This window comes from Rhizorhabdus sp. GW822-FHT03C02 (assembly GCF_058801765.1).
Map to the genome: position 1 here is coordinate 69,935 of NZ_JBXANN010000001.1, position 26,995 is coordinate 96,929.

A 26,995-nucleotide genomic window follows, 5' to 3' on the forward strand; every position below is an offset into this window, starting at 1 on the left:
GTGCGCCGCTGGCTCATCGGATCGGCGACGGCGGCGCTGGCGCTGATCGCCGCGAAGGGTGGGGCGGGGGCGTCCGAACCACCGGTGCCGATCCCGGCCGGGCAGGCGCATTATCTCGAATCCTGCGGCGGCTGCCACGGGCTCGACGGCGTGTCTTCGCGCCGGACGATCCCGGTGCTGCGCGGGGCGGTCGGCGCCTTCCTGTGCATCGGCGAGGGCCGGCGCTATATCGTGCGGCTTCCCAATGTCGCCTTTGCCGGCATGGACGACCGCGCGCTCGCCGCGACCATGAACTTCATCGTCTTCGGGCTCGGCGGCGACAGCGTGCCGGCCGGGGCGCGGCCCTATGACGCGCGCGAGGTCGGCGCGCTGCGCCGCGCGCCGCTCAAGAACCAGCCGCTCGCGCAGATGCGCCGCACGATATTGGCCGATGCCGGCCGCTGCGCCGCGCGCACCGGCGGCTGACCGTCCTTTTCATCACCACGCAACAAAGGTTCGATCATGTCCAAGCTCATCGCATTCGCAACGGCGGCGGCCATCGCCGGCCTGGCCCCCGCGGCCCACGCCGCCGATCCCGCCGCGGGCGCGGCGCTGTTCCGGCAGAAATGCATGATGTGCCATCAGATCACTCCCGGCACCAAGGCGATGATGGCGCCCAATCTGTCGAATCTCGCTGGCCGTCTGGCGGCCTCGACCGATTTCGCGTATTCGCCCGCACTGAAGAAATCCGGCCTCGTCTGGAACGCCGCGACCCTCGGCAGCTTCCTTACATCGCCGAACAGGCTGGTGCCGGGGACGCGGATGATCGTCTCGGTCCCCGACGATGCGAAGCGCGCCGATCTGGTCGCCTATCTGATGACGCTCGACCGGAAATAGCCGCGGTCCGCGGTGACCGAACGTCAACGCCGGCGATGCGGTCGGCACCATTGCAACGACCGGCGTCTGTGCCACGATGACGCTCTCTCAACGGAAGGTCGCATGGTCCCAATTTTCAACCTCCGCACCGTCGCGCTCAGCCTCGGCGCCATGCTGCTGTCCGGTTCGGCGCTCGCCGCGACCGACGCCCGCACCGCCGACATCATCCTGCAGAACGGCAAGGTGGTGACCGTCGACAGCCAGGACCATATCGTCTCGGCGGTCGCGATCCAGCGGGGGCGCATCGTCGCGGTCGGCAGCGCGGCCGACATGAAGGCCTGGGCCGGCCCCGCGACCCGGACGATCGACCTCAAGGGCCGGACGGTGCTGCCGGGCTTCATCGACGCGCATGCCCATGTCCAGGGGCTCGCCGAATCCGAATATGTCCGCATCCCGATCCAGGCGCCGCCGCTGGCCGGCGCCGATGCGATCATCGATGCGCTCCGGCAGCGCCAGAAACAGCTTCCGCCGGGCGCCTGGCTGGTCGGGCAGGGCACCTACAACCAGGTCATGCCGACCCGCGAACAGCTCGACGCCGCATTTCCGGACAATCCGGTCGACCTGCGCTGGAGCGCGCATGACAGTCTGATCAACCATAAGGCGGCGATGCTCGCCGGGCTGACCAAGGATGCGCCCGATCCCAAGGGGACGGGGCGGTTCGAACGCACCGCCGACGGCGAGGTGATGATCCTGCGCGACGCCGGGGTCTCGCTGCCCGAACCGGTGACGACCTATGTCCAGAGCAAGGAGGCGATCCGCCAGACGCTCGAGAGCTTCTATCTGAAGAAGGGCGTCACCACCGTCTACGACATGTCCGATCCGGGCACCGCCTATCGCGCCTATCAGGAACTGCGCGCCGAAGGAAAATTGTCGACGCGGCTGCTGCTCAACTATTTCATCGGCCCGACCGACGGCGACGACCATGATCATGGCATCGGCGCGGTCGGCGCGAGCCCGGTCGGCGGCCGCGGATGGGACGGCGAGTTCGATGCGCTGATCCGCAGCGGGCTCCACACCGGCTTCGGCGACGACTGGCTGCGGGTCGGCGCGATCAAGATCCCGCTCGACGGGGTGTGGGGGACGACCGCCGCCACCTACCGCCCCGCCTGGAAGGGCTCGGGCACGACCTGGATCGCGAACAATGTCGGCGGGGTCAGCCGGACCCAGGAGGTCCTCAACCGGCAATTCCTGCTCGCCCAGCAAAATGGCTGGAGCGTCTGGGTCCACGCCAATGGCGATCGCGCGCAGGACATGGTGCTCACCGCGGTCGAGGCCGCGCAGAAGATCGCACCGGTCGACGATGCCCGGCACCGCATCGAGCATTTCGGGCATTTCCTCGTGCAGGATCCGCAGCGCACCGCCGAGCGGCTCGCGCGGCTGAAGCGTGATGGCGTCATCCCGTCGCCGCAGGTGGCGATGCTGTGGCGGCTGACCAACGTCAATGTCGGCGAGCCCGATGTCGGCTTCTTCCCGATGAAGACCCTGCTCGACGCCGGCTTCCACCCGCCGCTCGGATCGGACACGCTCGGCACCCAGAATTATGCCACCAACCCGTTCTTCTCGATCGATCGCGCGGTCAACCGCAACACCAAGTTCGGCACCGTCGTCCAGCCCGAGCAGGCGATCTCGGTGATGGACGCGATCAGGATGCAGACGATCTGGGCGGCCTATTCGGGGCATCTCGAGGCGTCGCGCGGCAGCATCGAGGTCGGCAAGCTCGCCGACATCGTCGTGCTCGACACCGATCCGCTGACCGCCGCCAAGCCGAAGCTGGGCCAGATCGGCGTCGACATGACGATCGTCGACGGCCGGGTCCTCTACCAGAAGACCGCCGCGAACTAGGGGCGGCCGGCGATGACCTTCTGGCTTTGCCGTACCGATGCCGGCCGCGACGCCATCCTGTCGCGCGCCTATGTCGATGCGGCCGACGAGTGGGAGGCGTGGGAGATGATCCCCGTGCTCGCGGGCGCCGGCCGTCATCAGCTGTGGATGGACGACCGGCTGCTCGGAACGATCGAGGACGGGGCTATCCTGGCGAGCGAGAGCGAGGCCGATTGGCCTGGCCCCGGACGGCGGCTGCGCTAAGCCTGGCGACGGCCGGGGCCGAGCGCCGTCATTTCCTGCTATAGGCCACCTTGCCGCCGATGATCGTCATGGCGACCGCGATCTGATCCAGCTTCTCGGGGGCGACGCTGAGCGGATCCTGGTCGAGGACGACGAAATCGGCCAGCTTGCCGGGTACGATCGACCCGCGCGAGCCCTCCATGAAATTGGCTTCCGCGCTCCAGATGGTGAACATGCGCACGGCATCCATCACGCTGATCGCCTCTTCGGGCTGGACCGAAACGCCATATTTGCTGCGCCGGAGCACCGCCCGCGCGATCGAGAACAGCGGATAGGTGGCGAAATTCTGGGTGCCGACGGTGTCGACCCCACCGGCGGGATGGAAGCCCTGCGCGATCAGCGTCTTGAGCGGAAAGAATTTCACCCCCGGTTCCTGGGCGTTGGTGGCGGTCAGCCGCCACAGAAAGGCCGGCTGGATCGACGGGATGACGCCGAGCCGGTGCATGCGGTCCAGCCGCTGCGTCGTCCGCGCGGGATCCTGGACGAGGAAGTTGCCGAAATGCTCGATCCGGAAGCGTGGATCCTGCCGTGGCGTCGCCGCCTGCGCGGCTTCGAACGCATCGAGGCTCATGTCCTGGGCGCGATCTCCATTGGCGTGGATCTGGATCTGCCAGCCGGCGGCGAACAGCCGGCCGACCATGTCGTTCAATGTCCTGGCATCGAAATTGGTGCCGCCGCGATTGTTCGGCATCCAGCTCGTGCCCGATCCTTCCCAGAAGGGCTTGTAGACCGCTGCGGTCGTCCCCCACACGCCGTCGAGCAGGATCTTGACCGCGCCGAGCTGGAGGCGCTCGTCGCCGAACCCGGTGTGGACGCCCATCAGGCTGGCCATGTCGGTCAGCGCCGCCGCCTTGTCCGGATAACGGATGAAGTAGTTCGCCCGCACGCGGGTCGGCAGGCGGCCCTCCGCCTCGAGCTCCTGATAGGCGCGGTAGGCATCGGGTTCCGACATGTCGGACACCGTCGTCACCCCGCGCTTCAGATAGAAATCCTCGAGGATGGTGCGCACACCCTCCTTCATTTCGGCATAGCTGGTCTTGATCGGCGGCAGCGGGATGGTGGCGTCGCGGACGAGCATGACCTCGCCATCGGCGGTGCGCTCATAACGGCCGGTGGTGCCCTTGGGCGGGTCGGGATAATCCTTCGTCATGCCCATCGCGATCGCCGCGCGATGGTTGATCAGATGGTCGTGCACGCTCCACTGGAGATCGACCGGATTGTCGGGGAAGGCTTCGTCGAGCTGCGCGCGCGTCGGCATCGGCTGATTATAGGTGCCCTGGCCGATCAGCCAGGCGCCGGCCGGCTTCCTGGCCTGTGCGTCCTTGAGCGCGGCGATGATGGCGTTCGCGTCCTTGAGCGGCGGCACCTGGATGTTGATCATGGTACGCTCGACTTCGGACATGCCCTGGACGTGCGAATGGGCATCGATGAAGCCGGGCAATATCGTCTTGCCGGCAAGCGTCATGACCGTGGTGCGCGGCCCCTGGCAGCCGCTCACCTCGGCCAGGCTGCCGACCCGGACGATGCGGTCGCCGCGCACCGCCACGGCCTGCGCGATCCGGTCGCCGTCCACGGTGATGATCTTGGCGCCCTTGATCAGCAGATCCGCCGTGCAGGCGGGCGCATCCGCGGCATGGCCCGCGGACGGCATGGCTGCGAGCAGCGGCAGCATGGCCATCGAAGCGTAGAGTCTGCGGTTCATGATCGGGTCCTCGTGCCATCGCGCTTTGCGGTTTCCCGCATCCCATGACTCGGTGCTGTTTCGCCCGCCGGAAAGGCGACAAGCAGGGCCGCCATGGTGTGGAGCGATCACCATCGCGACACCGTGCCGATCGCTTTCAGAACGCCGCCTTGTTCGCGGCGACGATGTCCCGCAGGAAATCGATCACCGCCCTGACCCGGGGCAGTCTCTGCTGGTCGGCGTGCAGGATCAGCCAGTAGCTGCGCAATATCTCGACCTCGGCGGCGAGCACCCGCACCAGCCGCGGATCCTGTTCGGCGGCGAAGACATGGAGCAGGCCGAGGCCGAAGCCGTTGGCGACCGCCATTTGCTGCGCCGCGCTCGAGCTCGACCGGAAGGCCGAGGTGGCGCCGGCGGCGATCTGGTCGAGGAACAGCATCTCGGGGATGTCGATCATCTCCTCGATATACCAGACCAGCGGATGCGCCCCGAGCGCGCCGATATCGTCGATCGGGCCATGGCGTTCGAGATAGGCGCGCGAGGCATAGAGGCCGACGCGATAGTCGGTCAGCCGCTGCGCCACCAGCCGCCCGCGCGGGGCGCGGCGCAGGCCGATGGCGATGTCGGCCTCGCGCTTCGACAGGCTGAAGCTGCGCGCTTCGGGCGCCAGCTCGAGCTCGATGCCGGGGTGCTGCGCGTAGAGCCGGTGCGCGTTCGGCGCGACCAGGAAGGTGCCGAACGCCTCCGGGGTCGCCAGCTTGACGACCCCCGACACCCGCTCGTCGCGCGCGGCGATGCCGGTGGTGGCGGCATCGACCTCGGCCTCGATCCGCTCGGCATGGCCGACCAGTTCGAGGCCCGCCGGCGTCGGCACCACGCCGCGCGGCGATCGGTCGAACAGTCGCGCGCCGATCGCCTCCTCCAGGCTGGTCAGCCGGCGCGCGACCGTGGTGTGGTCGACCGCCAGCCGGCGCGCGGCGCCGACGAGACTGCGATCGCGCGCGATCGCCAGAAACAGCTTGAGATCGTCCCAGTCGAGCATGGGGATTTTTGCACATCCAAAGCGCAGAATCGATTATATATGGTGTTTCATACACAGATTATCGAGCGCCTGTCACCCAGAACAGGAGTTTCGTCATGCGCCACGTCCCCCATTTCATCGGCGGTGTTCCGCGTCCCGCCGACGGCGCCCGCCACGGCGAGATCTTCGATCCGGCGAGCGGCCGGGTGCAGGCGCATGTCGGGCTGGGCGACGCCGATCTGCTCGCCGAGGCGGTCGCCGACGCGAAGGCGGCACAGCCGGGCTGGGCGGCGCTCAACCCGCAGCGCCGGGCGCGGGTGATGTTCCGCTTCAAGGCGCTGATCGAGGCGCATATCGACGAGTTGGCGCACCTGCTGTCGTCCGAACATGGCAAGGTGGTCGACGACGCCAAGGGCGACATCCAGCGCGGGCTCGACGTGATCGAATTCGTCTGCGGCATCCCCCATCTGCTCAAGGGCGAGCATAGCGAAGGGGCGGGGCCCGGCATCGACGTCTTCTCGCTGCGCCAGCCGCTCGGCGTGGTCGCCGGGATCACCCCGTTCAACTTCCCGGCGATGATCCCGCTGTGGATGCTGGCGCCGGCGATCGCCTGCGGCAATGCCTTCATCCTCAAGCCGTCCGAACGCGACCCGTCGGTGCCGGTGCGGCTGGCCGAACTCGCGCTCGAGGCGGGGCTGCCGCGCGGCATCCTCAATGTCGTCCATGGCGACAAGTCGATGGTCGACGCGATCCTCGATCACCCCCAGATCAAGGCGGTGAGCTTCGTCGGGTCGTCGGACATCGCCCAATATGTCTATGGCCGGGGCGCGGCGAACGGCAAGCGCATGCAGTGCATGGGCGGCGCCAAGAATCATGGCATCGTCATGCCCGACGCCGATCTCGACCAGGCGGTCGCCGACATCATCGGCGCGGCTTATGGCTCGGCCGGCGAGCGCTGCATGGCGCTGCCGGTGGTGGTGCCGGTCGGCGAGGCGACCGCCGAGCGGCTGCGCGACAAGCTCGTCGCCGAGATCGCCCAGCTGCGCGTCGGCGTCCCGACCGATCCCGACGCCCATTATGGCCCGGTCGTCAGCGCCCAGCACAAGGCGCGGATCGAGGACTATATCCGGATGGCGGTCGACGAAGGCTCCGAACTGGTGATCGACGGCCGCGGGCTGGTGCTGCAGGGGCATGAGGACGGGTTTTTCCTCGCGCCGACCCTGCTCGACCATGTCACCCCGGCCATGCAGAGCTATCGCGACGAGATTTTCGGGCCGGTGCTCCAGATCGTCCGGGCATCGAGCCTGGAGGAGGCGATCGGTTTCGCCAGCGAACATCAATATGGCAATGGCGTCGCGATCTTCACCCGCAACGGCGACATGGCGCGTCGCTTCGCCAGCTCGGTCGAGGTCGGTATGGTCGGGATCAACGTGCCGATCCCGGTGCCGGTCGCCTATCACAGCTTCGGCGGATGGAAGCGGTCGGGGTTCGGCGATCTCAACCAGTACGGCATCGACGGCATCCGCTTCTACACCCGCACCAAGACCGTGACCCAGCGCTGGCCGAGCGGCGGCGCGGTCGTCGACCAGAGCTTCGTCATCCCGACGATGGGATAGGTCTCAATAGCCGGTAGCGCGCGTCACCAGTCCAGTGACGCGCGCACCTGCACGGAAGCGGGCGATGTTGGCGGCGATCACCAGCGCGGCGGTCGCCGGGGTGGTGGTCGCCGCGACATGCGGGGTGATAGTGATCCGCGGATGATGCCAGAGCGGATTGCCGGCCGCGAGCGGCTCGTCGGCGAACACGTCGAGCACGGCATGGTCGATCTGGCCCGTATCGAGCGCGGCGACCAGATCGTCGAGCACGACATGCCCTCCGCGGCCGACATTGATCAGCGACGCGCCGCGGCGCATCGTCCGCAGCCGCGCGGCGTCGAGGATGCCGCGCGTCTCGGTGGTCAGCGGCAGCAGGTTGATCAGGATGTCGGCCTCCGCCAGCGTCGCGCGCAGCCCCTCGTCGCCGCTGGTCATGACGATGTCGTCGACCGGCCGGCCGCTGCGCGACCAGCCCACGACCGGAAAGCCGAAGCGGCGCGCATGCCGTGCGACCGCCTGCCCCATCTCGCCCATCCCCAATATGCCGATCTGCCGGTCGCGCGCGGCGGGCTGGGGGCGCGGCATCCACGCGCCGCTCTGCTGCTGCTGGCGATAGGCGGGCATCTGGCGGTGGAGCCATAACAGGCTGGCCATGACATATTCGGCCATGTCGTCGGCGAGCGCCGGATCGATCAGCCGCGCCAGCGGGATCGCCGGCGGGATGGTGCGATCGGCGAGCAGCCCGTCGACCCCTGCCCATGTGCTGTGGATGAAGGCGAGGCGTGGCAGCGCCGCCAGCGCGCCGGGCGGCGGATCGCCAGCGATCGCGACGTCGATTGCGGCGGCGTCGGCGCCCCAGTCGGCATGGGGCGGGCCGAGGAGGACCGTCTCGCCGGGCATCGCCGCGCGTAGCAGGCCGAGCCAGCGATCGACCCGCGGGCGATCCTGGCGCGAGACGAAGGCGATGGCACGGAATGATGTCGTCATCATGCGACCCTATCCTGTCGGGCCGCCGCCGGAAGGTGTCGTGAAGTCACCGCTTCAGGGTTGTTTCGCACCTTCACGCTCCATACGGACCGCGACACCTTGGTCTCGATAAAACGCAGGGATCTCAGGGAGAGAAACTTTCGCGTGCGGCAAAAAATGCCGCGAAAATAAGGGGCCGAACATGATGACTTTGCCGACCGAACATATTCGCGGATCCATGCTGGCGGCGGTGTCGCTGCTTGCCCTGACCATCGCCGCGCCGTCCGCCGCGCAGGAGACCGCGCCCGTCGCCAAGCCCGCCGCCGCCGATGCCGAGCAGGCGAGCGACGAAGGCGAGATCGTCGTCACCGCGACCAAGCGCTCCGAAAGCATCTCGAAGGTGCCGCTGTCGATCGCCGCCTTCAGCCAGCAGAGCCTCGATTCCCGCGGCGTGCGCGACATCCGCGACGTCGTCAACCAGACCCCGGGTGTCGACATCACCCGTCCCGCCGGCGGCACCGGCCAGACCCGCATCGTCATCCGCGGCATCGATTCCACCGCAGGCGCGGCGACCTCGGCGGTCTATATCGACGACACCCCGATCCAGGCGCGCAACTCGTCGCTCAACTATAATGGCAGCACCATCCCGTTCATCTTCGACGTCGACCGGGTCGAGGTGCTGCGCGGCCCGCAGGGAACGCTGTTCGGCGCCAGCTCGCAGGGCGGCGCGATCCGCTTCATCACCCCGACGCCCAGCCTGACCAAATATAGCGCTTATGGCCGCGCCGCGGTCAATTCGGTCAAGGATGGCGGGATCGGCTATGAAGGCGGCCTGGCGCTCGGCGGCCCGATCGTCGCCGACCATCTCGGCTTCCGGATCAGCGGCTATTATCGCGAGAATGCCGGCTGGATCGACCGGCAGAGCTGGGAGGATCCGACCAGCAAGACCAAGAACGCCAACAGCGACCGGACGATCGTCGGCCGCGCGGCGCTGCACTGGGAGCCCAATGACTGGTTCGCGGCGACGCCGAGCGTCTATTATCAGGATCTGAAGATCAAGGACCGGCTCGACCTGTGGACGCGCTGCCCGGCGACCACGGGCTCGCCCGGCACCACCGGCACGCTCAACCCGTGCCCGAACGGCGCCTCCGACCCGTCGAACGGCAAATTTCTGAGCTACGCGCCGATCGAGGAGCCGAGCCACGACAGGTTCATCCTGCCGGCGCTCAAGATGGTGGGAACGAGGGGGGCGACGTCGCTGACCTCGATCACCTCCTATTTCCGCCGCCATGTCGAAGATACGATCGACGCCACCCAGAACAATGCCCGCATCTATTTCGGCAATGCCTATCTGTTCCCGATCACCCCGACCACGCCGCTGACGATCGGCTATCAGAATCCGGACATCCACCAGAAGCTGTTCTCGCAGGAACTGCGGCTGACCGGCGGCGAGGCCGACGCGCCGATCCGCTACACGCTCGGCGCTTATTATTCGCGCAGCAAGGTCGATGCCGACGTGCCGATCTATCTCGGCAATTACGATGCGCTCTATCTCTATCGCTTCGGCCGCACCCCGGCGGCCGCGGGCATCCCATCGATCCAGACCGACCGCATCTATTATGGCATCGAGCATACCACCGAGACCGAACTCGCGGCCTTCGCCAATGTCGACATCAAGCTGGTCGACCGGCTGACGCTGTCGCTCGGCGGGCGCTATTCGCGCAACAAGCTCAAGTTCGACGTCGTCGAGCGCGGCGTGTCCTATCCGCCGACCGGGGTCGCCACCGCGACCGGGGTGCAGAAGAGCAAGCCGTTCCTGCCCAAGGCCAATCTCGCCTTCCAGGCGACCCCGACCGCGCTCTATTATGCGACCTATTCGGAAGGCTATCGCACCGGCGGCGTCAACAAGACCCTGCCCAGCACCTGCGCCACCGAGGCGGCGTCGCTGGGGATCAGCCCGGCGACCTTCGAGCCCGATCGCACCAAGAGCTACGAGGTCGGCACCAAGAACCGTGTGGCGGGCGGCGCCCTCCAATATGAGATCAGCGGCTATGTCGTGAAATGGAAGAACATCCAGCAGCAGCTTCGCCTGCAATGCGCGTTCAGCCTGGTCGCCAACACCGCCTCGGCGACGAGCAAGGGCTTCGACGCCAACATCACGCTGCGCCCCACCGACAAGCTGACGTTCGGCGCCGCGGTCGGCTATGTCGACGCGACCTATGACAAGACGATCCAGATCGGCACCGCGCCGGTCGTCGTCGCCGGCCAGACGCTCGGTGCGACCCCGTGGACGATCAACCTCAACGGCGAATATCATTTCGACGTCGCCGACCACGACACCTATGTCCGCGCCCAGTATAATTTCCGCACCGCCAACAAGGGGCGCTATCTCTACCAGGTCCGCACGGCGACGACCTATGATCCGACCCGCGTCTATCCCGACGACGCCGACACGCTCGATCTGCGTGCGGGCATCGATCTCGGCCACTACAACGTGTCGGTCTATGCCGAGAATGTCCTGAACAATGTCGGCTATATCGCCAACGCTCCGACCTATGCGAGCGGGCCGCTGTGGAAGGGCAGCACGCTGCGCCCGCGCACGATCGGCCTGCAGCTGATCGCGCGCTACTGATCGGGGACGCCTGGAAGAGATGGACAGGGGAGCGGACGGCCGCTTCCCTGTCCATCTCTTTTTTGTTTGGTCGTGAACTCGAAAACCATGAATGTCCGAGATGGGTGGGAAGCGGACGTTAGCGGTTGTTGGGATTGTCAGCGTGCGACGCGCGACGCTTCCACAAACCCCAGAGTGACCACGATAGGTTGATGAACGTCACAACGCCGAGCAGCGGCCAAAGCCACGTGTCTGAAACGCCTCTAAATACGTCGAAATGCAGACCCGCCCAGAACAGGCCGAAGAATGCCAGACCTCCGATCCATAAGTTAATGGAGTTCCGTACGTCCGTGCTCACGTGGCTTATCCTCACTGCTTAGACGCAGACTGCGTCATCCGCGGGATGTCCGCAACTGGGCGCTAACCGCCGATGCCATGCGGAAAGAAAACCTGACCGATTGTCGCAAGGGCACTGCCTAATGTTAGAAACGCAAGCAAAGCCGCTACCGTCCAAAATCGAACCGGCTGATCCTTACGCCGTCCCGAAAAGGTGACTGCTGGCTGTTCGAAAGTCATCTTGCCCGAAGTGAACCCACGCACGAGCAGCCAGCCAAACAATCCCGTGCACACAAAGGTGATGATAGGCCCATATATAGCTTCATTCATCAGGCTTGATCGCATCATATGTGAATGTCCGCAATTGGGCGGAAGCCGACAATGGGCGCCATGAGACTCAGGTCTGCTCTGTCGCGCGACGATGGTTGGCTGCCGAGGGGCAGTCGCCGGTCGCGCTCGCTGGGCGAGTGCGCCTATCGGCATTATCTTGAAAAAGCAGGATTGCGACTGATCGGTTGCCACGTGGACTAATGCGGCAACAACAATTTCGACACGGTGAGGCTGGCGGACCAGACGTAGCATCGGCGCCGGGACGAGACCCGGCGCGCGCCCCTTTTCACTGCTCGCCGAACGCCTCGGCCAGCGCGGCGTCGAGCGGCCGGTGCCGGCCGGCCTCCTCGGCGTCGTCGATCCGTCCGAACGCGTTCTGGACATAGCGCACCCCGGCCCAGCGCAGCGGTTCGGGTTCCCAGCGCGGCGTCGACCGGCGGTGGAGCGGCAGCGATTCCAGCCCGGTGGTGGTGCCGCCGATCAGCCCCGCGAGCAGCCGTCCCGACAGCGCGCTGGTCGAGACGCCGCGGCCGGTATAGCCGTGGAGCTGGCCGAGCTTGCGCTCGGGATCGAACCCGACCGTCGGCATCCAGTCGCGCGGGACGCCGAGATAGCCGCCCCAGCTATGGGTGAAGGCGACGTCGGACAGCGCCGGCCACCATTGCCGCACGCGATCGCGCATCCAGGCGAACATCGCCTCGTCGCGATTGGCCTCCTCGGGCATCGCCGAGCCATAGAGATAGGGGGCGCCGCGGCTGCCATAGAGGATGCGGCCGTCGGCGGTGCGGGTGAGGTAATTCTTGGTGTGGACCTGCGAGCTCAGGCTCTCGCCATCGGCCCAGCCGATCTCGCGCCATTTCGCGTCGCTCAGCGGCTCGGTGAGCACGATCATCGACGACATCGGCAGCAGCGCGCGCCGGAACGGCGCCAGCCCGGTCAGATAGGCTTCGCCCGCGGCGACCACCGCGCGGCGCGCCAGCACCCGGCCCTGGGCGGTGACGATGCCGGCATGCGCGCCCTCGACGATCGCGGTCGCCTCGGTCCGCTCGAAGATCATCGCGCCGTGCTTCTCGACCGCGCGGGCGAGCCCGCGGGCCAGCCGCGCGGGGTGGACGGTGGCGCCCGCCCGGGTCTGCAACGCGCCGGCGATGCCGGTGGCATGGACCCGTTCGAAGGTCTCCTCGGCGCCGAGCAGCCGGTTGCCGTCGATGCCGAGCCGGTCGTAGGTCGCCTTGGCGTCGACCAGCCCCGGCATCTGATGGGCACCGCGGGCTATGCTCAGCAGGCCGTTGGCGCGGTAATGGGCATCGATCGCCTCATGGCGACAGACCTCGCCGATATCCTCGACCGCCCCCTGCAGCGCGAGCAGGGTCTCGCGCGCCTTGGCGACGCCGAAGCGGCGGATCAGCGCATGGGCGTCGACCGGAAAGCGCGGCGAGCACCAGCCGCCGTTGCGCCCCGAGGCGCCATAGCCGCAAATGTCGCGCTCGATGATGACGACATCGAGATCGGGATGATCGCGCAGCAGATGATAGGCGGTCCACAATCCCGAATAGCCGCCGCCCAATATCGCGACGTCGCACGCGATGTCGCGCGTCAGGCTGGGGCGCGGGGTCAGGTCGCCCGCGGTCGACAGCCAGAAGCTGGTCGCGGCATAATCGTGCGGCGCGGGCGAAAGTCCGGAGGCGGCGTTCACGCCACCGGCCTTTCGTCGAAGACGATGTAGAGCTTGCGGCTGGTGACATGGATGTCCCAGACCCCGCCGCTGCGTTCGGGGAAATAGACGACGTCGCCGGCGCCGATCGTCATCGGCGCGCCGCCGTCATCGGGGGTGAAGGTCGCCGATCCGCTGAGGAAATGGCAATATTCGGCCTGGACGACCTGGCGGACCCAACGGCCTGGGCTGCATTCCCACACCCCGATCTTGCTGTTCAGCGCCGGATCGGGATTGACGATCGAACAGGTCCGGACCGCCGCGACCGGATCGCCCAGCGGAACCGCCACCGGCTGCGCAGGCCCCAGGCGGGCGGTGAAATCGTCGAGACGGAATATCATGGCAGGCATGAAGCGCTTTCGGCTGAGGGCTTTAGATGGGCCGATCATGCGAGGCGGTCTGCCCCGGCACGAGTTGAGAAGCAGGGCGCAAGCGGTGCAATCCGATCACCACTCGCGCGTCGGTTCAGAGCGGATTGAGCACGCGGTCGAGGAACAGCCGGGTCCGGTCGGCGCTGGGGCGGGTCAGCACCTCGCGGGCGGGGCCGGCCTCGACGATCACGCCGTCGTCCATGAAGATCGCCTGGTCGGCGACGTCGCGGGCGAAGGCGATCTCATGGGTGACGACGATCATCGTCATCCCCTCGTCGGCGAGCGCACGCATCAGCTGGAGCACCTCGCCGACCCGTTCGGGGTCGAGCGCGGAGGTCGGCTCGTCGAACAGGATCGCCTTGGGACGCATCGCCAGCGCGCGGGCGATGCCGACGCGCTGCTGCTGCCCGCCCGACAGGCTGGCGGGATAGCTGGCGGCGCGATCGGCGAGCCCGACCTTGTCGAGCAGCGCCATCGCCTCGTCATGCGCCTCGGCGGCCGGGATGCGCAGCACCCGCAGCGGGCCTTCGAGGATATTTTCGAGCACGGTGCGGTGCGGGAACAGGTTGAAGCGCTGGAACACCATCGACACCCGCCGGCGGATGGCGGGCAGGCTGGCGGCATCGACCGGGCTGCCGTCGACGACGATCTCGCCGGCATCATGGCGTTCGAGGCCGTTGATGCAGCGAAGTACGGTCGACTTGCCCGACCCCGACGGGCCGAGCAGGCAGGTGACCTGGCCCGCGGCGACGGTGAAGCCGACGTCGCGCAGCACCTGCCGGCTGCCGAACGCCTTGGCGACGTGCGAGAGCCGGATCATCGCCGCGCCAGCCGGCGCTCGAGGGCACGCACGCCCGCCGCCAGCGGCAGGCTCGCGGCGAGATAGAGAAGCGCGATCAACACATAGACCGTCCCGTTCTTGAAGGTGGAGATCGCCAGCAGCTGTCCGGCGCGGGTGAGTTCGGCGATCGTGATCGTCGAGGCGATCGACGAATCCTTGAGCAGCATCACCGTGGTGTTGCCGAACGCCGGCAGCGCGGTGCGCAGCCCGAGCGGCAGCACGATCCGCAGGAAGATCAGCCGTTCGTCCATCCCCAGCGACCGCCCCGCCTCGATCAGATGCGGGTCGACCGACTGGAAGCCCGCGCGGAAATTCTCGGCCTGGTAGACCGAATAGGCGACCGCGAGGCCGATCACCCCGGCGGCGAACGGGGTGAGGCTGACGCCGAATTCGGGCAGGACGAAATAGACGCAGAACAGCTGGACGATGATCGGAATGCCGCGCACGATGTTGATCACCGTCGCGGCGAACAGGCGGGGCAGGCGGCTTTTCGACAGGCCCAGCAGCGCGAGGATAAGCCCGAGCATGATGCTGATCGCCAGCGCCGCGAGCGTCAGCAGCAACGTCATCCCCAGCCCGCGCAGCAGCACCGGCAGGAACAGGATCGCGTCGGCGAGGAACGAACTCAGGTCGGTCATGCGATTCCCCAATGGCGATTGATGGCCGGCAGCCGGGTGCCGCGCAGCCGGGCGATCGCGCGGTTGATCCGCGGCAGCAGCGGATCGCCGCGGCGCAGGATCAGGCAGAGCGCTTCGCCGGCCGGGGCCTGGAACTCGCGGACCAGGCGGACCGCGCGGTGCGGGCCGACCCGCAGCTGATAGTCGAGGATCGGCGCGTCGCCATAGCCGGCGTCGATCCGGCCGAGCCCGAGATCGCGCAATATGTCGCTGAGATTGTCGTAGGTCGCGATGTCGGCGATCCCCGCAGCGTGCAACTGGTCGGTGAAGCGGGTGCCGACCTGCGCGCCGACCCGCAGCCCCCGCGCCGCCGAAAGATCGGGATAGCGGCGGCGATCGTCGGCGCGCACCACCAGCGCGCCCGAATAGGCGAATACCGGATCGCTGAACGCGACGATCGCCTCGCGCTCGGGGGTGCGCAGCATGGCGGCGGCGATCATGTCGATCTTGCCCGCGGTCAGCGACGGGATCAGCGCGGCGAACGGCGTGATCCGGAAATCGGGCTTGAGTCCGAGCAGCCTGGCGATCGCGTCGGAGGTGTCGACCATCGACCCGGTCAGGCGGTTGGTCCACGGATCGACGAAGCTGAACGGCACCCCGGTCGGCGACGAGCCGATGACGATGTCGCCGGGCGCGCGGACGCTGCGTTCGCATCCGCCCAGGCAGGCCGAGGCGAGCAGCATGCCGATCAGCGCGCGCCGGTCGGGGGCGGGGCCGCTCATGCCGGCGGCACTTCGGTGACGATCAGCTTGTGCTCGAGATAGTCGTCGATCCCGAAGCGCGATCCCTCGCGCCCGAAGCCCGATTCCTTCATCCCGCCGAACGGCGCGACCTCGGTCGAAATCAGCCCGGTGTTCATGCCGACCATGCCATAGTCTAGCGACTCCGCCATGCGCACCTGGCGTGCGCCGTCCTTGGTATAGACATAGGCGGCGAGCCCGGCGCGGGTATCGTTGGCCATCGCGATTGCCTCGGCCTCGTCGGCGAAGCGGATCAGCCCGGCGACCGGCGCGAAGCTTTCCTCGCGGGTGAGCAGCGCGTCGGCGGGGACGTCGCGCAGCAGCGCGGCGGCGAAGAAGTTCGGGCCCGCACCACCGCTACCGCCGGCGACGGTGCCGCGCGCGATGACGGTGGCGCCGCGATCGATCGCATCGCCGAGATGGCGTTCGGCCTTGGCGACCGCGGCGGCGTTGATCAGCGGACCCTGGTCGGTCTCCCCGGCCAGGCCGTCGCCGGCGTGGAGCGCGCGCACCTTGTCCGCCAGCCGGGCCGCGAACCGGTCGTAGATCCCGTCCTGGACGAGCAGCCGGTTCGCGCAGACGCAGGTCTGGCCGGTGTTGCGGAATTTCGACGCCATCGCGCCCGCCACCGCGGCGTCGAGATCGGCATCGTCGAATACGATGAACGGGGCGTTGCCGCCGAGTTCGAGCGAGACCCGCTTGACCGTCGCCATGCACGCCGCCGCCAGCATCTTCCCGACCGGGGTCGACCCGGTGAAGCTGAACTTGCCGATGCGCGGATCGCCGGTGAGCACTTCGCCGATCGCCGGCGCGTCGCCCATCACGACATTGAATACCCCGTCGGGCAGCCCGGCCTGTTTGCTCAGCCAGGCGAGCGCCAGCGCCGACAACGGGGTGAGCTCGGACGGCTTGAGGACGAAGCTGCATCCGACCGCGAGCGCCGGCGCGACCTTGCGCGCGATCATCGCCGCCGGGAAATTCCACGGGGTGATCGCCGCGGCGACCCCGATCGGCTGGCGCACGACCTGGAGGCGCTTGTCGGGGAGATGCCCCGGGATGATCGTGCCATAAGCGCGGCGGGCCTCCTCGGCGAACCATTCGAAGAACGACGCCGCATAGCCGATCTCGGCGCGCGCCTCGGCGATCGGTTTGCCCTGTTCGGTGGTCAGCAACCGCGCGAGATCCTCCTGATGCTCGAGCATCAGCGCCTGCCAGCGGCGCAGGATCGCGCCGCGCGCCTTGGCGGTGGTCGCCGCCCAGGCCGGCTGGGCGCGGCGCGCGGCGGCGACCGCGGCGCGGGTGTCGTCGGCCCCGAACACCGGCAGGGTCGCGACGGCCTCGCCGGTCGCGGGATTGGTGACCGTGAAGCTTTGGTCCCCGCCGGCGACCCAGCGACCGTCGATCCAGGCGCCGCGGCCGAGCAGGTCGGGACAGGCGAGCAGCGGTTCGCTCATATCGCCGCGAGCGCCCGCTCGATCGCCGCCAGGCCTTCGTCGATCACCGCGTCGGAGGCGGTGAGCGGCACCAGGATGCGGATGGTCTCGCCATGGCTGCCGCAGCCGAGCAGGATCAGCCCTTCGTCGAGCGCGCGGTTCGTCACCCGCTTCGCCGCGGCGCCATCGGGGCTGTCCGAACTGCGCCCCTCGACCAGATCGAAGGCGACCATCGCCCCGAGCCCGCGGATATGGGCGATCGGCAGCAGGTCGTTGCGGTCGGCGAAGCCGTGCAGCGCGGCGATGATCCGCGCGCCGATCGCATCCGACCGGGCGAGCAGTGCGCCATCCTCGAAAATGTCGAGCACCGCCAGCGCGGCGGCGCAGGCGACTGGCGAGCCGCCATAGGTTCCGCCCAGGCCGCCGGGTTCGACGCTGTCCATCAGCACCGCGCGGCCGATCACCCCCGAGAGCGGGAAGCCGCCCGCCATCGACTTGGCGACGGTGATCAGGTCGGGCGCGATGCCGGCATGTTCGATCGCGAACATCCGCCCGGTCCGGCCGAAGCCCGACTGAACCTCGTCGACGATCAGCAGGATGCCATGTTCGTCGCAGACCTGGCGCAGCGCCGCCAGCAGCGCGGGCGGCGCGACATGGAAGCCGCCTTCGCCCTGGACCGGCTCGATGATGATCGCCGCGGTCTGGCTGGGGGCGAGGTCGGCGGCGAACAGGAAGCGCAGCGCCTTGAGGCAGTCGTCGACCGACACGTCATAATGGGCGATCGGGAAGGGCAGGTGGAAGATCCCGGCGACCGGCGCGCCGAACGAGCGCTTATAGGGGGCGACCTTGCCGGTCAGCGCCATCGTCAGCGTGGTGCGGCCGTGGAAGCCGCCGGTGAAGGCGATCACCCCGGTGCGCCCGGTCGCCGCGCGGGCGATCTTGACCGCATTCTCGACGGCTTCGGCGCCGGTGGTGAACAGGATCGTCTTGGCCGGCCCGGCGATCGGCGCGATCGCGTTCAGCCGTTCGGCCAGCTCGACATAGGCGCGATAGGCGACGACCTGGAACGAGGTATGGGTGAAGGCGGCGAGCTGGCGGTCGACCGCGTCGATCACCTGCGGATGGCGGTGGCCGACGTTGAGCACGCCGATGCCGCCGGCGAAATCGACGAAGCGCCGGCCGTCCTCGTCCCACAATTCGGCATTGTCCGCCCGCGCGGCGAAGATCGATGTCGCGGTTCCGACGCCATGGGGTACGGCGGCGATACGGCGGGCACGCAGATCGGCATTGGAGGTCACGGGCACTCTCGCTTGTTGCTTGGAGCCTCCGAACCTAGTTGCGCCCGACGCGGCGGGAAGATGACTTGCAGCGACGCAGCGTTGCCGAAAAGTCACCGGAGGGGCTTTGGGAATGGGCCTTCGCATGCGGTACCTGTTCGTTCTCGCGTCCGGGCGCCGCGGCATTCATAGGTGTGGTGCCGACGGCGACGCCGCTAGGATCCTCCCCATCGCAGATGGGGAGGGGGACCATCCGCAGGATGGTGGAGGGGTCTTCTACGCTATCAATGTTGCGCGGACCCCTCCACCGCCCTGCGGGCGGTCCCCCTCCCCAAAGCTGCGCTTCAGGGAGGATCTGCAGGCCGCAACCCGATGCGTGACCCAAAAAGCCTCAGCGGCTCCACGACTCCGCGGCGATCGAATTTTCGAGCCACCGCCGAAACCCCATGACGGTGCGGTCGCGCCAGTGGTTGCGGCGGGCGGTGAACATATAGCCGCCGAGATGGACCGGCTTCCAGTCGCCGATCGCGACCAGCTCGCCGCTGCGCAGATAGTCGCCGACCAGCAGCGCATTGGCCAGCGCGATGCCCTGGCCGCGCCGGGCGGCGGCGAGGGTGAGATGGCCCTGCCACAATTTGCTGCCCGACAGCCGGTTCGCGGTCTCGACCCCATGCGCCTCGAACCATCGGCGCCACTGGTCGAAATTCGCCTCGTGCAGCAGCGCGGCGTCGAGCAGGTCGGCGGGGGCGCCGAACGGCCGCGCGGTTTCGAGATAGGCCGGGCTCGCCACCGCGAGGATCGGCGGGCGCGCGATCTCGACCGACCGCAGCGCCGCGTCGCCTGCCCAGGGGATCGCGTCGATGACATAATGGAGATGCGCGTCGACGTCCTGCGCCGCGTCGGGGGGCAGTTCGGACGGCTGGATCTCGATCGCGACGTCGGGGAGGATCGCGGCGAAACTGCCGAGCCGGCCGGTCAGCCATTCGGAGGCGAGCCCGGGCGAGCACCACAGCGACAGATGCGCGTCGTCGGCGCGGCGGGTCAGCTCGAGGCTGGCCGCGGCGATCCCGGCCAGCCCCTGGGTGATCGCGCGGTGGAATTTGAGGCCGCTTTCGGTGAGCAAGGCGCCGCCGCCGGCGCGATCGACCAGCGCGACCCCGGCCCATGTCTCGAGCGCGCGCAGATGGCGGCTGACCGCGGCATGATCGATCGACAGTTCGAGCGCGGCGCGGCGGATGCCGCCGCAGGTGCCGATCGCCTCGAACGCGCGGATCGCGGCGAACGGCGGCAGGCTCAGGCGCTGTTCGCGGGTCAGGCCCTTGCGGGGCGGATGGGCCCCATCGGGTGCGGTCATGCGGGGATCGCGCGGGTCGCGCGCAGGTCGGCGGGTTCGTGCATGCGGCATGATCGCCCGGCGCGCCCGCTTGTCAATCGGCAAGCGGCGTTCCGGCGCGGCGATCGCCGTCGGTGACCGGCGGACACCGACGCCGCGCCCGATCTCACCTTGAAGCCGGGCGTCCCGGTCGCGTCTATCGTGACGGTGGCCGGGCCGGCCATCGGCCAGCGACAGGAGGTCCCATGCCGGGCAAGGCGCCATCGACCATGAAGCCGATCCCCGCGGCGATCGCCTGCCTCGCGCTCGTCCTCGGCAGCGCGGCCTGGTCGCTCGACGGGCGTGGACCCGCCGCGGTCGATACCGCGCGGATCGTCGGCGCCGATGCCGAACCCGGCAACTGGATGAGCCATGGCCGCAGCTATGACGAGCAGCGTTTCAGTCCGCTCGACCAGATCGATGCCGCCAATGTCGGCCGGCTGGGGCTCGACTGGTATGCCGATCTCGATCTGGCGCGCGGCGAGGAGGCGACGCCGCTGGTCGTCGACGGCATCCTCTATGTCTCGACCGCCTGGAGCATGGTGCGCGCGTTCGATGCCGCCACCGGGCGGCCGCTATGGTCCTACGACCCGCAGGTGCCGCGCGAGCGGCTGGTCGCCGCCTGCTGCGACGCGGTCAATCGCGGGGTGGCGGCGTGGAAGGGGAGAATCTTCGTCGGGACGCTCGACGGCCGGCTGGTCGCGCTCGACGCCCGCACCGGCAAGCCGGTCTGGAGCGTGGTGACGGTCGACCCGGCGAAACCCTATACCATCACCGGCGCGCCGCGGGTCGTCCGCGACAAGGTGATCATCGGCAATGGCGGCGCCGAACTCGGCGTGCGCGGCTATGTCACCGCCTATGACGCCGTGACGGGCAGGAAGGCCTGGCGCTTCTACACGGTGCCCGGCGAGCCCGGAAAGCCCGACGGCGAGATATCCGACCAACCGCTCGCGCGCGCGGCGTCGAGCTGGTCGGGCAGCGCATGGTGGAAGGCGGGGGCGGGCGGCGGCACCGCCTGGGACGCGATGGCCTATGATCCCAAGCTCGATCTTCTCTATATCGGCACCGGCAATGGCAGCCCCTGGAGCCGCGGCGCGCGCAGCGAGGGCAAGGGCGACAATCTCTATCTGTCGTCGATCGTCGCGCTGCGGCCCGACACCGGTGCCTATGTCTGGCACTATCAGACCACGCCGGGCGACGAATGGGATTATACCGCGACCCAGCATATCGTCCTGGCCGACCTGCCGATCGGCGGGGTGGTGCGCCAGGTGCTGATGCAGGCGCCCAAGAACGGTTTCTTCTATGTGCTGGACCGCGCGACCGGAAAGCTGATCTCGGCCGAGAAATATGTGCCCGTCAACTGGGCCGACCGGATCGATCCCGCCACCGGCCGTCCGGTCGAAAACCCGGCGGCGCGCTACAGCGAGACCGGCCAGCCGTGGTTCGGGACCCCGGGGTCGCTCGGCGGACATAACTGGCCGCCCATGGCCTATAGTCCACGCAGCGGGCTGGTCTATATTCCCACCCAGGAGCTGGCGACGCGCTACGCCGCCAAGCGCGATTTCCGCTTCGCGCCGCTCGGCTACAATACCGGCATCGATCTGGGCGCGGGGGCCGAACCTGGCGAGATGGCATCGCCGGTCGCCGAACCCAAAGGCTATCTGCTCGCCTGGGATCCGCGCACCCAGCGCGCGGTCTGGCGGGCGCCGCGCGATACGTTCGGCAATGGTGGGGTGCTGGCGACCGCTGGCGACCTGGTGGTGCAGGGGACCGGTACCGGCTTCCTCAAGATCATGAACGCGAGCACCGGCCGCGAGCTCTGGTCGCGCTGGCTGCAGACCGGGGTGCTCGCGGCGCCGATCAGCTATGCGGTGCGCGGGCGCCAATATGTCGCGGTCATGGCGGGGTGCGGCGGGGTCTATGGTTCGGCCTGCAGGCTGGTCGGCGACCATGAGCGTAGGCCCAATGCCGACCGGCTGCTGGTGTTCGCGCTCGACGGCAAGGCGACGCTGCCGGCCCCGGCGCTGGCGCAGCCGCTGTCGCTGGCGCCGCCGCCATCGACCGCGGGCCCCGAGGTCGTCGCGCGGGGGCGCCGGACCTATGCCCAGTTTTGCGCGGTCTGCCACGGCTTCGGCGGGACCAGCCTCGGCAACCAGCCGGACCTGCGTTACAGCCCGCTGCTCGGCGACGATGTCTGGTTCGACGTCGTGCTCGGCGGCGCGCTCAAGGACGCCGGCATGGCGGGTTTCGCCAAAGCGCTGGACCATGACGATGCCGCCGCGATCCGCGCCTATCTGATCGCGCTCGCCCACGAAAAGATGGAGGCGCGCGACCACCCTAAAGCCCCGGCCGAGGCGGGCCATTCGAGTTAAGATCATCGCCATCTGTAAAGGACCCGATATGCGACTTGTCCGCCTCGCTCTCCCGACCCTCGCACTGCTGTTCGCCGGAGGTGCCGCCCTGGCCGAGGCGCCCGGAGAGACCGCCGCCCGGTTCGACGGCGCCTGGCATATTTCGATGGCGCGCTCGGGTCCGCACCGCACGATCGCGCAGGTCGTGACGATCGGCCATGCCGCGGGCGTCGAGGATTACAGCACCGAGGTGATTTTCGAGGGGAAACGGTCGGGCATGCGCTACCAGGCGGCCTATGACGGCCAGCCGCATCCTTTCTTCGATCTCGTCACCGGCGAGAAAAGGGGAATGGTGACCCTGGCCGAAAAGGCGCCCGGGGTGGTCCGGATGACGATGCAGAGCGCGCAGCCGGGGGCGCCGGTCAGCTATATCGAGCATTGGCTGAGCAACGATGCGCGGTCGTTCACCTCGCTGCTGCTCGACAAGGACGGCGCGGTCAAGGACGTGCTCGTCTACGAGAAATAAGCCGGCTCCGCCGCCGCATTTGCGCGCGGATCGTTCAACGACGCCCGATGCGTACAAGCCCGAACTTGCGCCATGTGACTAGGGTCGCGCCCAACATGTCGAACGGCAGCGGGGGCGATGATGATCGATGGCAGTCAGGCGGGGCCGATTCACGGCGCGGGTATCGCGACGATCGACATCGCCGATCCGCCGCTGTCGCGCTGGTGGGTGCGCACGGTGATCGCGATCATGGTGGTCGGCTTCGCCGCGCTGATCGGGATCACGATGCTCGCCTATCGCAACGCGCCGCCGATTCCCGATCGGGTGGTCGATGCGCGGGGGCAGTTGCTGTTCACCGGCGACGATATCCGCGAGGGCCAGGCGGTCTTCCTGCGCCACGGGCTGATGGCCAATGGCTCGATCTGGGGTCATGGCGCCTATCTCGGCCCCGATTATGCCGCCTCGGCGCTCCACCAGATCGGGCTCGACGTCGGCGCCGATTTCGCGGACGGGATCGGTACCCCCTATGCCGCGCTCGATCCGCTGCGGCGTTCGGCGGTCGACGCGATGGTCGCGACCACGCTCAAGGTCAATCGCTACGATCCGGCGTCGCGCACCCTCGGCTTCACCGCCGCGCAGGCCGACTCCTGGCGCCGCCAGCCGCTCTACTGGGCGGCCTATTTCCACGACCCCGCGCGCAACGGCGGGCTGGCGCCCGATCTGATCCGCGATCCGCAGGAATTGCAGCGCTTCGCCAGCTTCGTGACCTGGGCGGCCTGGGCGTCGGTCGCGACCCGGCCGGGGAGCAATTATTCCTACACCAACAATTTTCCGTATGACCCGCTGGTCGGCAATGTCGCGACCGCCGACGCGCTGCTGTGGAGCGGGCTAAGCCTGATCATGCTGCTCGGCGGGATCGGCGTCGTGCTGGTCGCGTTCGGGCGCTTCGAATTTCTCGGCTGGATCGACGAGCGCAGCCATGTCCATCCGCAGCTGCTGCCGGGCGTCGCCAGCCCCGGCCAGCGCGCGCTGGTCAAGTTCTTCGTCGTCGTCGGCCTGCTGTTCCTGATGCAGACGCTGGTCGGTGGCGCCACCGCCCATTACCGCGCCGATCCCGGCAATTTCTACGGGATCCGGCTCGAGGAGATCTTCCCCAGCAACCTGATGCGGATCTGGCATCTGCAGACCGCGATCTTCTGGATCGCCACCGCCTATGTCGCCGCCGCGCTGTTCCTCGGCCGCTCGCTGCGCAGCGACGAACCCAAAGCGCTGGTCGCCTGCATCAACCTGCTGTTCGCCGCCTTCGCGCTGGTGATCGGCTGCAGCCTGCTCGGCGAATGGGCCGGCATATCGGGGCTGCTCGGCCGATATTGGTTCTGGTTCGGCAACCAGGGCTGGGAGTTTCTCGAGATCGGGCGTTTCTGGCAATATCTGCTGGTGGTCGGGCTGGGTGCCTGGTTCGCGCTGCTCGTCCATCTCGCCCGGCCGTCGCAGGTCGCGCGGGTGGAGGCGCGCCCGCTCGCCCGGCTGTTCCTGCTCGCGGCGCTGGCGATCCCGGTCTTCTATATCCCGGCGCTCTTCATCGGCGCGAAGTCCAACTACACCGTGGTCGATACCTGGCGCTTCTGGATCATCCATCTGTGGGTCGAGGGCTTCTTCGAATTCTTCGCGACGACGGTGGTGGCGCTGCTGTTCTTCCAGCTCGGCCTCACCGCGCGCAACACCGCGCTCAGGGTGATCTATCTCGACGCGATCCTCTATTTCCTCGGCGGGCTCGTCGGGACCGGCCATCACTGGTATTTCACCGGTCACACCAACATCAACATGGCCGCGTCGGCGATGGTCTCGGCGCTCGAGGTGGTGCCGCTGACGCTGCTGACCCTCGACGCCTGGCACTTCGTCCGCACCACCCGCGGCGCGTGCGACATCTGCGGCGAACGGGTCGAGCTACCGCACAAATGGACCTTCTATTTCCTGATGGCGGTCGGCTTCTGGAACTTCGTCGGCGCCGGCGTCTTCGGTTTCCTGATCAACCTGCCGATCGTCAGCTATTATGAGGTCGGCACGATCCTGACCCCCAATCACGGCCATGCCGCGATGATGGGCGTGTTCGGGATGCTCGCGATCGCGCTGATGGTGTTCGTCCTGCGCCAGGTCAGCGACGCCGCGCGCTGGGCGGGGATCGAGCCCTGGGTGCGGGTCGCCTTCTGGGGCAGCAATGGCGGGCTGGCGCTGATGATCCTGCTCAGCCTGTTCCCGGCCGGCCTGCTCCAGGTCTGGGACGTCACCCAGTCGGGCTATTGGCATGCGCGCTCGCTCGCCTTCACCGGCAGCGACCGGTCGCGCTTCATCGAATGGCTGCGCATGCCCGGCGACATGGTCTTCATCCTGTTCGGCGCGCTGCCGATCACGGTCGCCGCCTGCAAGGCCTGGATCGGCCTGTGGGATCGCACCCCGGCGCAGGAGGCTGTGGCCATCCCGGCGATGGCCTGATCGAACAAGACCCGGCGGCTTGCCCTGTGCCGTCGAGGTCCTGTCAGCGGGGCAGCTCTTCTCCGGCGTTTCCCGCCCCCCATCCCGGAAACGCCGCGCCCCGATCCTGGGCCGCCTGCCACCCGGCAGGCGGCCCTTCTTTCGGGGAGCGCCGCGAAGTGGTTATGAAATGCGACGGGCTGGCATATGCCGGCCAGGAGAAACGACGATGCCGCATCTGCCCGATTTCGAAGCCTGGGCGATCTTCGCCAAGGTCGCCGAGAAGGGATCGTTCGCCCAAGCCGCCGAGGAACTGGGCCTCGCCAAGACCACCGTGTCGAAAGCGGTGTCGCGGCTCGAGGACCGGATGCGCACCACCTTGTTGCACCGGACCACGCGCAAGCTGTCGCTGACCGAAAGCGGACGGCTGTCGCTCGACCGCGCGCTGCGTATCCTGTCCGATGGCGCCGCGATCGAGGCCGACATATTGGAGGAGGCGGCGATCCCGCGCGGGCTGATCCGCTTCGCCGCCAGCACGGCTTTCGGGGTCGAGGCGCTGGCACCGCTGCTGCCGCAGTTCATGTTCGCTTATCCCGAGATCGAGGTCGACCTCTGCCTGACCGAGAACAAGGTCGACATCGTCGCCGACGGCTTCGACGTCGCGGTGCAGATCGGCGGCTCGATGGATTCGTCGCTGCGGATCAGCCGGCTGTTCTCGCTGCGGCGGCCGCTGGTCGCCGCACCGGCACTGATCGAACGCCATGGACTGCCGTCGCACCCCGGCGACCTGGCCCGTTATCCGACGATCACCCCGACCCATGTCCCGTGGGGATCGGTGTGGGAGTTCGCACGGCCGGGCGAGGAACCGGTCTCGATCGCCGTCGCCAGCCGGCTGCGCGCCAACAATGTCGGGGCGATCATCCCGGCGCTGGTCGCGGGCCTCGGCATCGCGCCGCTGCCCGAACTGTTCGTGTGGCGGCAGATCGCCGATGGCCGGCTCGTCGAACTCCTGCCCGACTGGTCGCTGCCGCCCGGTCCCTTCTATGTCGTCACCCCGCCGGGCCGGGCGCGCCCGGCCCGGGTACGGGTGCTGCTCGACTTCCTCCGCCGCCATTTCGCGACCCAGCCCTGGGCGCATGGCGTCGAGCGTTGAAAATGCGTTTGGATGCGCCTTCGGTGCCGCTCCGAAAATGCGCTCTTCCGCGCATTTTCCTAACGATTCAGCAGCGCGATCAGCGCGATTCCCCACACCGCGAAGGCGACGCTGACCGGGATCGTCAGCATCTGGACGATCGCCTCGCGGCCGCTGAGATGGCCGGTCCAGGTGTCGAGGCCCTTGCGCAGGAACGCCGCGAAGCCGATCCGGCCCGACGTCGCCTCGACCCGCAGAAAGGCCGTGGGCACCGCCAGATAGACGATCGTGTAGAGGATGCTGATCGTCACCATCATGATCGCTTCGGGGCTGTGCGCGAAGCCGGCGACCAGGCCGCCCATGATCGCGGCATAGGCGCCGACGATCATCGCGCCGACCCGCGCGGGGACGTCGGGCACCGCGGCTTCGCCCATCACCGGGGCGCGGGGGGCAGCGATATCGACGGGCGGTACGATTTCGCGTGCCGTGACGATGTCGAAAGCGTGCTGGATGTTCATCTCATATCTCCTT

Annotated in this window: 22 protein-coding genes; 10 read left to right on the plus strand and 12 right to left on the minus strand. The window is 68.2% G+C overall.

Annotated features, from left to right (window positions below; genetic code table 11):
• From AC1RM6_RS00380 to AC1RM6_RS00395, 4 genes are all read left to right on the plus strand, one after another.
• A complete protein-coding gene (locus AC1RM6_RS00380) occupies positions 1–465 on the plus strand; it encodes a cytochrome C (protein ID WP_493097602.1) in 465 nt (154 codons plus the stop codon).
• A 36-nt stretch (positions 466–501) separates the two neighbouring features.
• Positions 502–876, plus strand: a complete 375-nt coding sequence (locus tag AC1RM6_RS00385) for a c-type cytochrome (RefSeq protein WP_493097603.1) — start codon at positions 502–504, stop codon at positions 874–876.
• A gap of 102 nt (positions 877–978) precedes the next feature.
• The gene (locus AC1RM6_RS00390) at positions 979–2,757 is read left to right on the plus strand and encodes an amidohydrolase (RefSeq protein WP_493097604.1); all 1,779 of its coding nucleotides are present in this window, start codon (positions 979–981) and stop codon (positions 2,755–2,757) included.
• A 12-nt stretch (positions 2,758–2,769) separates the two neighbouring features.
• Positions 2,770–3,000, plus strand: coding sequence for a hypothetical protein (locus AC1RM6_RS00395; protein ID WP_493097605.1), 231 nt, complete (start codon positions 2,770–2,772; stop codon positions 2,998–3,000).
• Positions 3,001–3,028: 28 nt separating this feature from the next.
• Here AC1RM6_RS00395 and AC1RM6_RS00400 read toward each other — a convergent pair whose 3' ends face one another.
• A complete protein-coding gene (locus AC1RM6_RS00400; RefSeq protein ID WP_493097606.1) occupies positions 3,029–4,741 on the minus strand; it encodes an amidohydrolase in 1,713 nt (570 codons plus the stop codon).
• A 136-nt stretch (positions 4,742–4,877) separates the two neighbouring features.
• A complete protein-coding gene (locus AC1RM6_RS00405; protein ID WP_493097607.1) occupies positions 4,878–5,762 on the minus strand; it encodes a LysR family transcriptional regulator in 885 nt (294 codons plus the stop codon).
• 95 nt (positions 5,763–5,857) lie between these two features.
• Between AC1RM6_RS00405 and AC1RM6_RS00410 the strand changes: the two genes are divergently transcribed.
• On the plus strand, positions 5,858–7,357 hold the full coding sequence (locus AC1RM6_RS00410) for a CoA-acylating methylmalonate-semialdehyde dehydrogenase (RefSeq protein WP_493097608.1): 1,500 nt from the start codon (positions 5,858–5,860) through the stop codon (positions 7,355–7,357).
• Between the two features lie 3 nt (positions 7,358–7,360).
• Here AC1RM6_RS00410 and AC1RM6_RS00415 read toward each other — a convergent pair whose 3' ends face one another.
• Positions 7,361–8,323: a 2-hydroxyacid dehydrogenase gene (locus tag AC1RM6_RS00415; protein WP_493097609.1), complete on the minus strand. Its 963-nt coding sequence runs from the start codon at positions 8,321–8,323 to the stop codon at positions 7,361–7,363.
• Positions 8,324–8,504: 181 nt separating this feature from the next.
• On the opposite strand from AC1RM6_RS00415, the gene AC1RM6_RS00420 reads away from it, so the two are divergent.
• Positions 8,505–10,934: a TonB-dependent receptor gene (locus tag AC1RM6_RS00420; protein ID WP_493097610.1), complete on the plus strand. Its 2,430-nt coding sequence runs from the start codon at positions 8,505–8,507 to the stop codon at positions 10,932–10,934.
• Between the two features lie 931 nt (positions 10,935–11,865).
• Here the strand turns inward: AC1RM6_RS00420 and AC1RM6_RS00425 are convergent.
• From AC1RM6_RS00425 to AC1RM6_RS00460, 8 genes are all read right to left on the minus strand, one after another.
• Positions 11,866–13,275 carry an NAD(P)/FAD-dependent oxidoreductase gene (locus AC1RM6_RS00425; RefSeq protein WP_493097611.1) on the minus strand — a complete coding sequence of 470 codons (1,410 nt, stop codon included), beginning with the start codon at positions 13,273–13,275 and terminating at the stop codon, positions 11,866–11,868.
• Positions 13,272–13,643 carry a cupin domain-containing protein gene (locus tag AC1RM6_RS00430; protein WP_493097612.1) on the minus strand — a complete coding sequence of 124 codons (372 nt, stop codon included), beginning with the start codon at positions 13,641–13,643 and terminating at the stop codon, positions 13,272–13,274. Before AC1RM6_RS00430 ends, AC1RM6_RS00425 begins: the two co-directional genes overlap by 4 nt.
• 115 nt (positions 13,644–13,758) lie before the next feature.
• Complete coding sequence (locus tag AC1RM6_RS00435) at positions 13,759–14,484, minus strand: amino acid ABC transporter ATP-binding protein (protein ID WP_493097613.1); 726 nt, start codon at positions 14,482–14,484, stop codon at positions 13,759–13,761.
• On the minus strand, positions 14,481–15,143 hold the full coding sequence (locus tag AC1RM6_RS00440; RefSeq protein WP_493097614.1) for an amino acid ABC transporter permease: 663 nt from the start codon (positions 15,141–15,143) through the stop codon (positions 14,481–14,483). The genes AC1RM6_RS00435 and AC1RM6_RS00440 overlap by 4 nt, the downstream gene beginning before the upstream one ends.
• On the minus strand, positions 15,140–15,904 hold the full coding sequence (locus AC1RM6_RS00445; protein WP_493097615.1) for an ABC transporter substrate-binding protein: 765 nt from the start codon (positions 15,902–15,904) through the stop codon (positions 15,140–15,142). Before AC1RM6_RS00445 ends, AC1RM6_RS00440 begins: the two co-directional genes overlap by 4 nt.
• Complete coding sequence (locus AC1RM6_RS00450; RefSeq protein WP_493097616.1) at positions 15,901–17,376, minus strand: NAD-dependent succinate-semialdehyde dehydrogenase; 1,476 nt, start codon at positions 17,374–17,376, stop codon at positions 15,901–15,903. The genes AC1RM6_RS00445 and AC1RM6_RS00450 overlap by 4 nt, the downstream gene beginning before the upstream one ends.
• Positions 17,373–18,653, minus strand: a complete 1,281-nt coding sequence (gene gabT, locus AC1RM6_RS00455; RefSeq protein WP_493097617.1) for a 4-aminobutyrate--2-oxoglutarate transaminase — start codon at positions 18,651–18,653, stop codon at positions 17,373–17,375. Before gabT ends, AC1RM6_RS00450 begins: the two co-directional genes overlap by 4 nt.
• 370 nt (positions 18,654–19,023) lie before the next feature.
• Entirely contained in the window at positions 19,024–19,986 is a 963-nt protein-coding gene (locus AC1RM6_RS00460; RefSeq protein ID WP_493097618.1) for a LysR substrate-binding domain-containing protein, read from the minus strand.
• A 248-nt stretch (positions 19,987–20,234) separates the two neighbouring features.
• Here AC1RM6_RS00460 and AC1RM6_RS00465 point away from each other — a divergent pair, with 248 nt between their 5' ends.
• From AC1RM6_RS00465 to AC1RM6_RS00480, 4 genes are all read left to right on the plus strand, one after another.
• Complete coding sequence (locus AC1RM6_RS00465) at positions 20,235–22,376, plus strand: PQQ-dependent dehydrogenase, methanol/ethanol family (protein WP_493097619.1); 2,142 nt, start codon at positions 20,235–20,237, stop codon at positions 22,374–22,376.
• Between the two features lie 28 nt (positions 22,377–22,404).
• Complete coding sequence (locus tag AC1RM6_RS00470) at positions 22,405–22,881, plus strand: hypothetical protein (RefSeq protein ID WP_493097620.1); 477 nt, start codon at positions 22,405–22,407, stop codon at positions 22,879–22,881.
• A gap of 120 nt (positions 22,882–23,001) precedes the next feature.
• Positions 23,002–25,353, plus strand: coding sequence for a nitric-oxide reductase large subunit (locus tag AC1RM6_RS00475; RefSeq protein ID WP_493097621.1), 2,352 nt, complete (start codon positions 23,002–23,004; stop codon positions 25,351–25,353).
• Between the two features lie 208 nt (positions 25,354–25,561).
• Positions 25,562–26,485, plus strand: a complete 924-nt coding sequence (locus tag AC1RM6_RS00480; RefSeq protein ID WP_493097622.1) for a LysR family transcriptional regulator — start codon at positions 25,562–25,564, stop codon at positions 26,483–26,485.
• A 59-nt stretch (positions 26,486–26,544) separates the two neighbouring features.
• Here AC1RM6_RS00480 and AC1RM6_RS00485 read toward each other — a convergent pair whose 3' ends face one another.
• The gene (locus tag AC1RM6_RS00485; protein WP_493097623.1) at positions 26,545–26,982 is read right to left on the minus strand and encodes a hypothetical protein; all 438 of its coding nucleotides are present in this window, start codon (positions 26,980–26,982) and stop codon (positions 26,545–26,547) included.
• Positions 26,983–26,995: the final 13 nt, after the last annotated feature.

Coding starts and splice junctions, on each gene's coding strand:
- AC1RM6_RS00390 (WP_493097604.1), top strand. CDS start 979: ATGGTCCCAATTTTCAACCTCCGCACCGTCGCGCTCAGCCTCGGCGCC.
- AC1RM6_RS00485 (WP_493097623.1), bottom strand. CDS start 26,982: ATGAACATCCAGCACGCTTTCGACATCGTCACGGCACGCGAAATCGTA.
- AC1RM6_RS00405 (WP_493097607.1), bottom strand. CDS start 5,762: ATGCTCGACTGGGACGATCTCAAGCTGTTTCTGGCGATCGCGCGCGAT.
- AC1RM6_RS00395 (WP_493097605.1), top strand. CDS start 2,770: ATGACCTTCTGGCTTTGCCGTACCGATGCCGGCCGCGACGCCATCCTG.
- AC1RM6_RS00445 (WP_493097615.1), bottom strand. CDS start 15,904: ATGAGCGGCCCCGCCCCCGACCGGCGCGCGCTGATCGGCATGCTGCTC.
- AC1RM6_RS00435 (WP_493097613.1), bottom strand. CDS start 14,484: ATGATCCGGCTCTCGCACGTCGCCAAGGCGTTCGGCAGCCGGCAGGTG.
- AC1RM6_RS00475 (WP_493097621.1), top strand. CDS start 23,002: ATGATCGATGGCAGTCAGGCGGGGCCGATTCACGGCGCGGGTATCGCG.
- AC1RM6_RS00415 (WP_493097609.1), bottom strand. CDS start 8,323: ATGACGACATCATTCCGTGCCATCGCCTTCGTCTCGCGCCAGGATCGC.
- AC1RM6_RS00400 (WP_493097606.1), bottom strand. CDS start 4,741: ATGAACCGCAGACTCTACGCTTCGATGGCCATGCTGCCGCTGCTCGCA.
- AC1RM6_RS00460 (WP_493097618.1), bottom strand. CDS start 19,986: ATGACCGCACCCGATGGGGCCCATCCGCCCCGCAAGGGCCTGACCCGC.
- AC1RM6_RS00420 (WP_493097610.1), top strand. CDS start 8,505: ATGATGACTTTGCCGACCGAACATATTCGCGGATCCATGCTGGCGGCG.
- AC1RM6_RS00450 (WP_493097616.1), bottom strand. CDS start 17,376: ATGAGCGAACCGCTGCTCGCCTGTCCCGACCTGCTCGGCCGCGGCGCC.
- AC1RM6_RS00385 (WP_493097603.1), top strand. CDS start 502: ATGTCCAAGCTCATCGCATTCGCAACGGCGGCGGCCATCGCCGGCCTG.
- AC1RM6_RS00430 (WP_493097612.1), bottom strand. CDS start 13,643: ATGCCTGCCATGATATTCCGTCTCGACGATTTCACCGCCCGCCTGGGG.
- AC1RM6_RS00480 (WP_493097622.1), top strand. CDS start 25,562: ATGCCGCATCTGCCCGATTTCGAAGCCTGGGCGATCTTCGCCAAGGTC.
- AC1RM6_RS00410 (WP_493097608.1), top strand. CDS start 5,858: ATGCGCCACGTCCCCCATTTCATCGGCGGTGTTCCGCGTCCCGCCGAC.
- AC1RM6_RS00465 (WP_493097619.1), top strand. CDS start 20,235: ATGAAGCCGATCCCCGCGGCGATCGCCTGCCTCGCGCTCGTCCTCGGC.
- AC1RM6_RS00440 (WP_493097614.1), bottom strand. CDS start 15,143: ATGACCGACCTGAGTTCGTTCCTCGCCGACGCGATCCTGTTCCTGCCG.
- AC1RM6_RS00470 (WP_493097620.1), top strand. CDS start 22,405: ATGCGACTTGTCCGCCTCGCTCTCCCGACCCTCGCACTGCTGTTCGCC.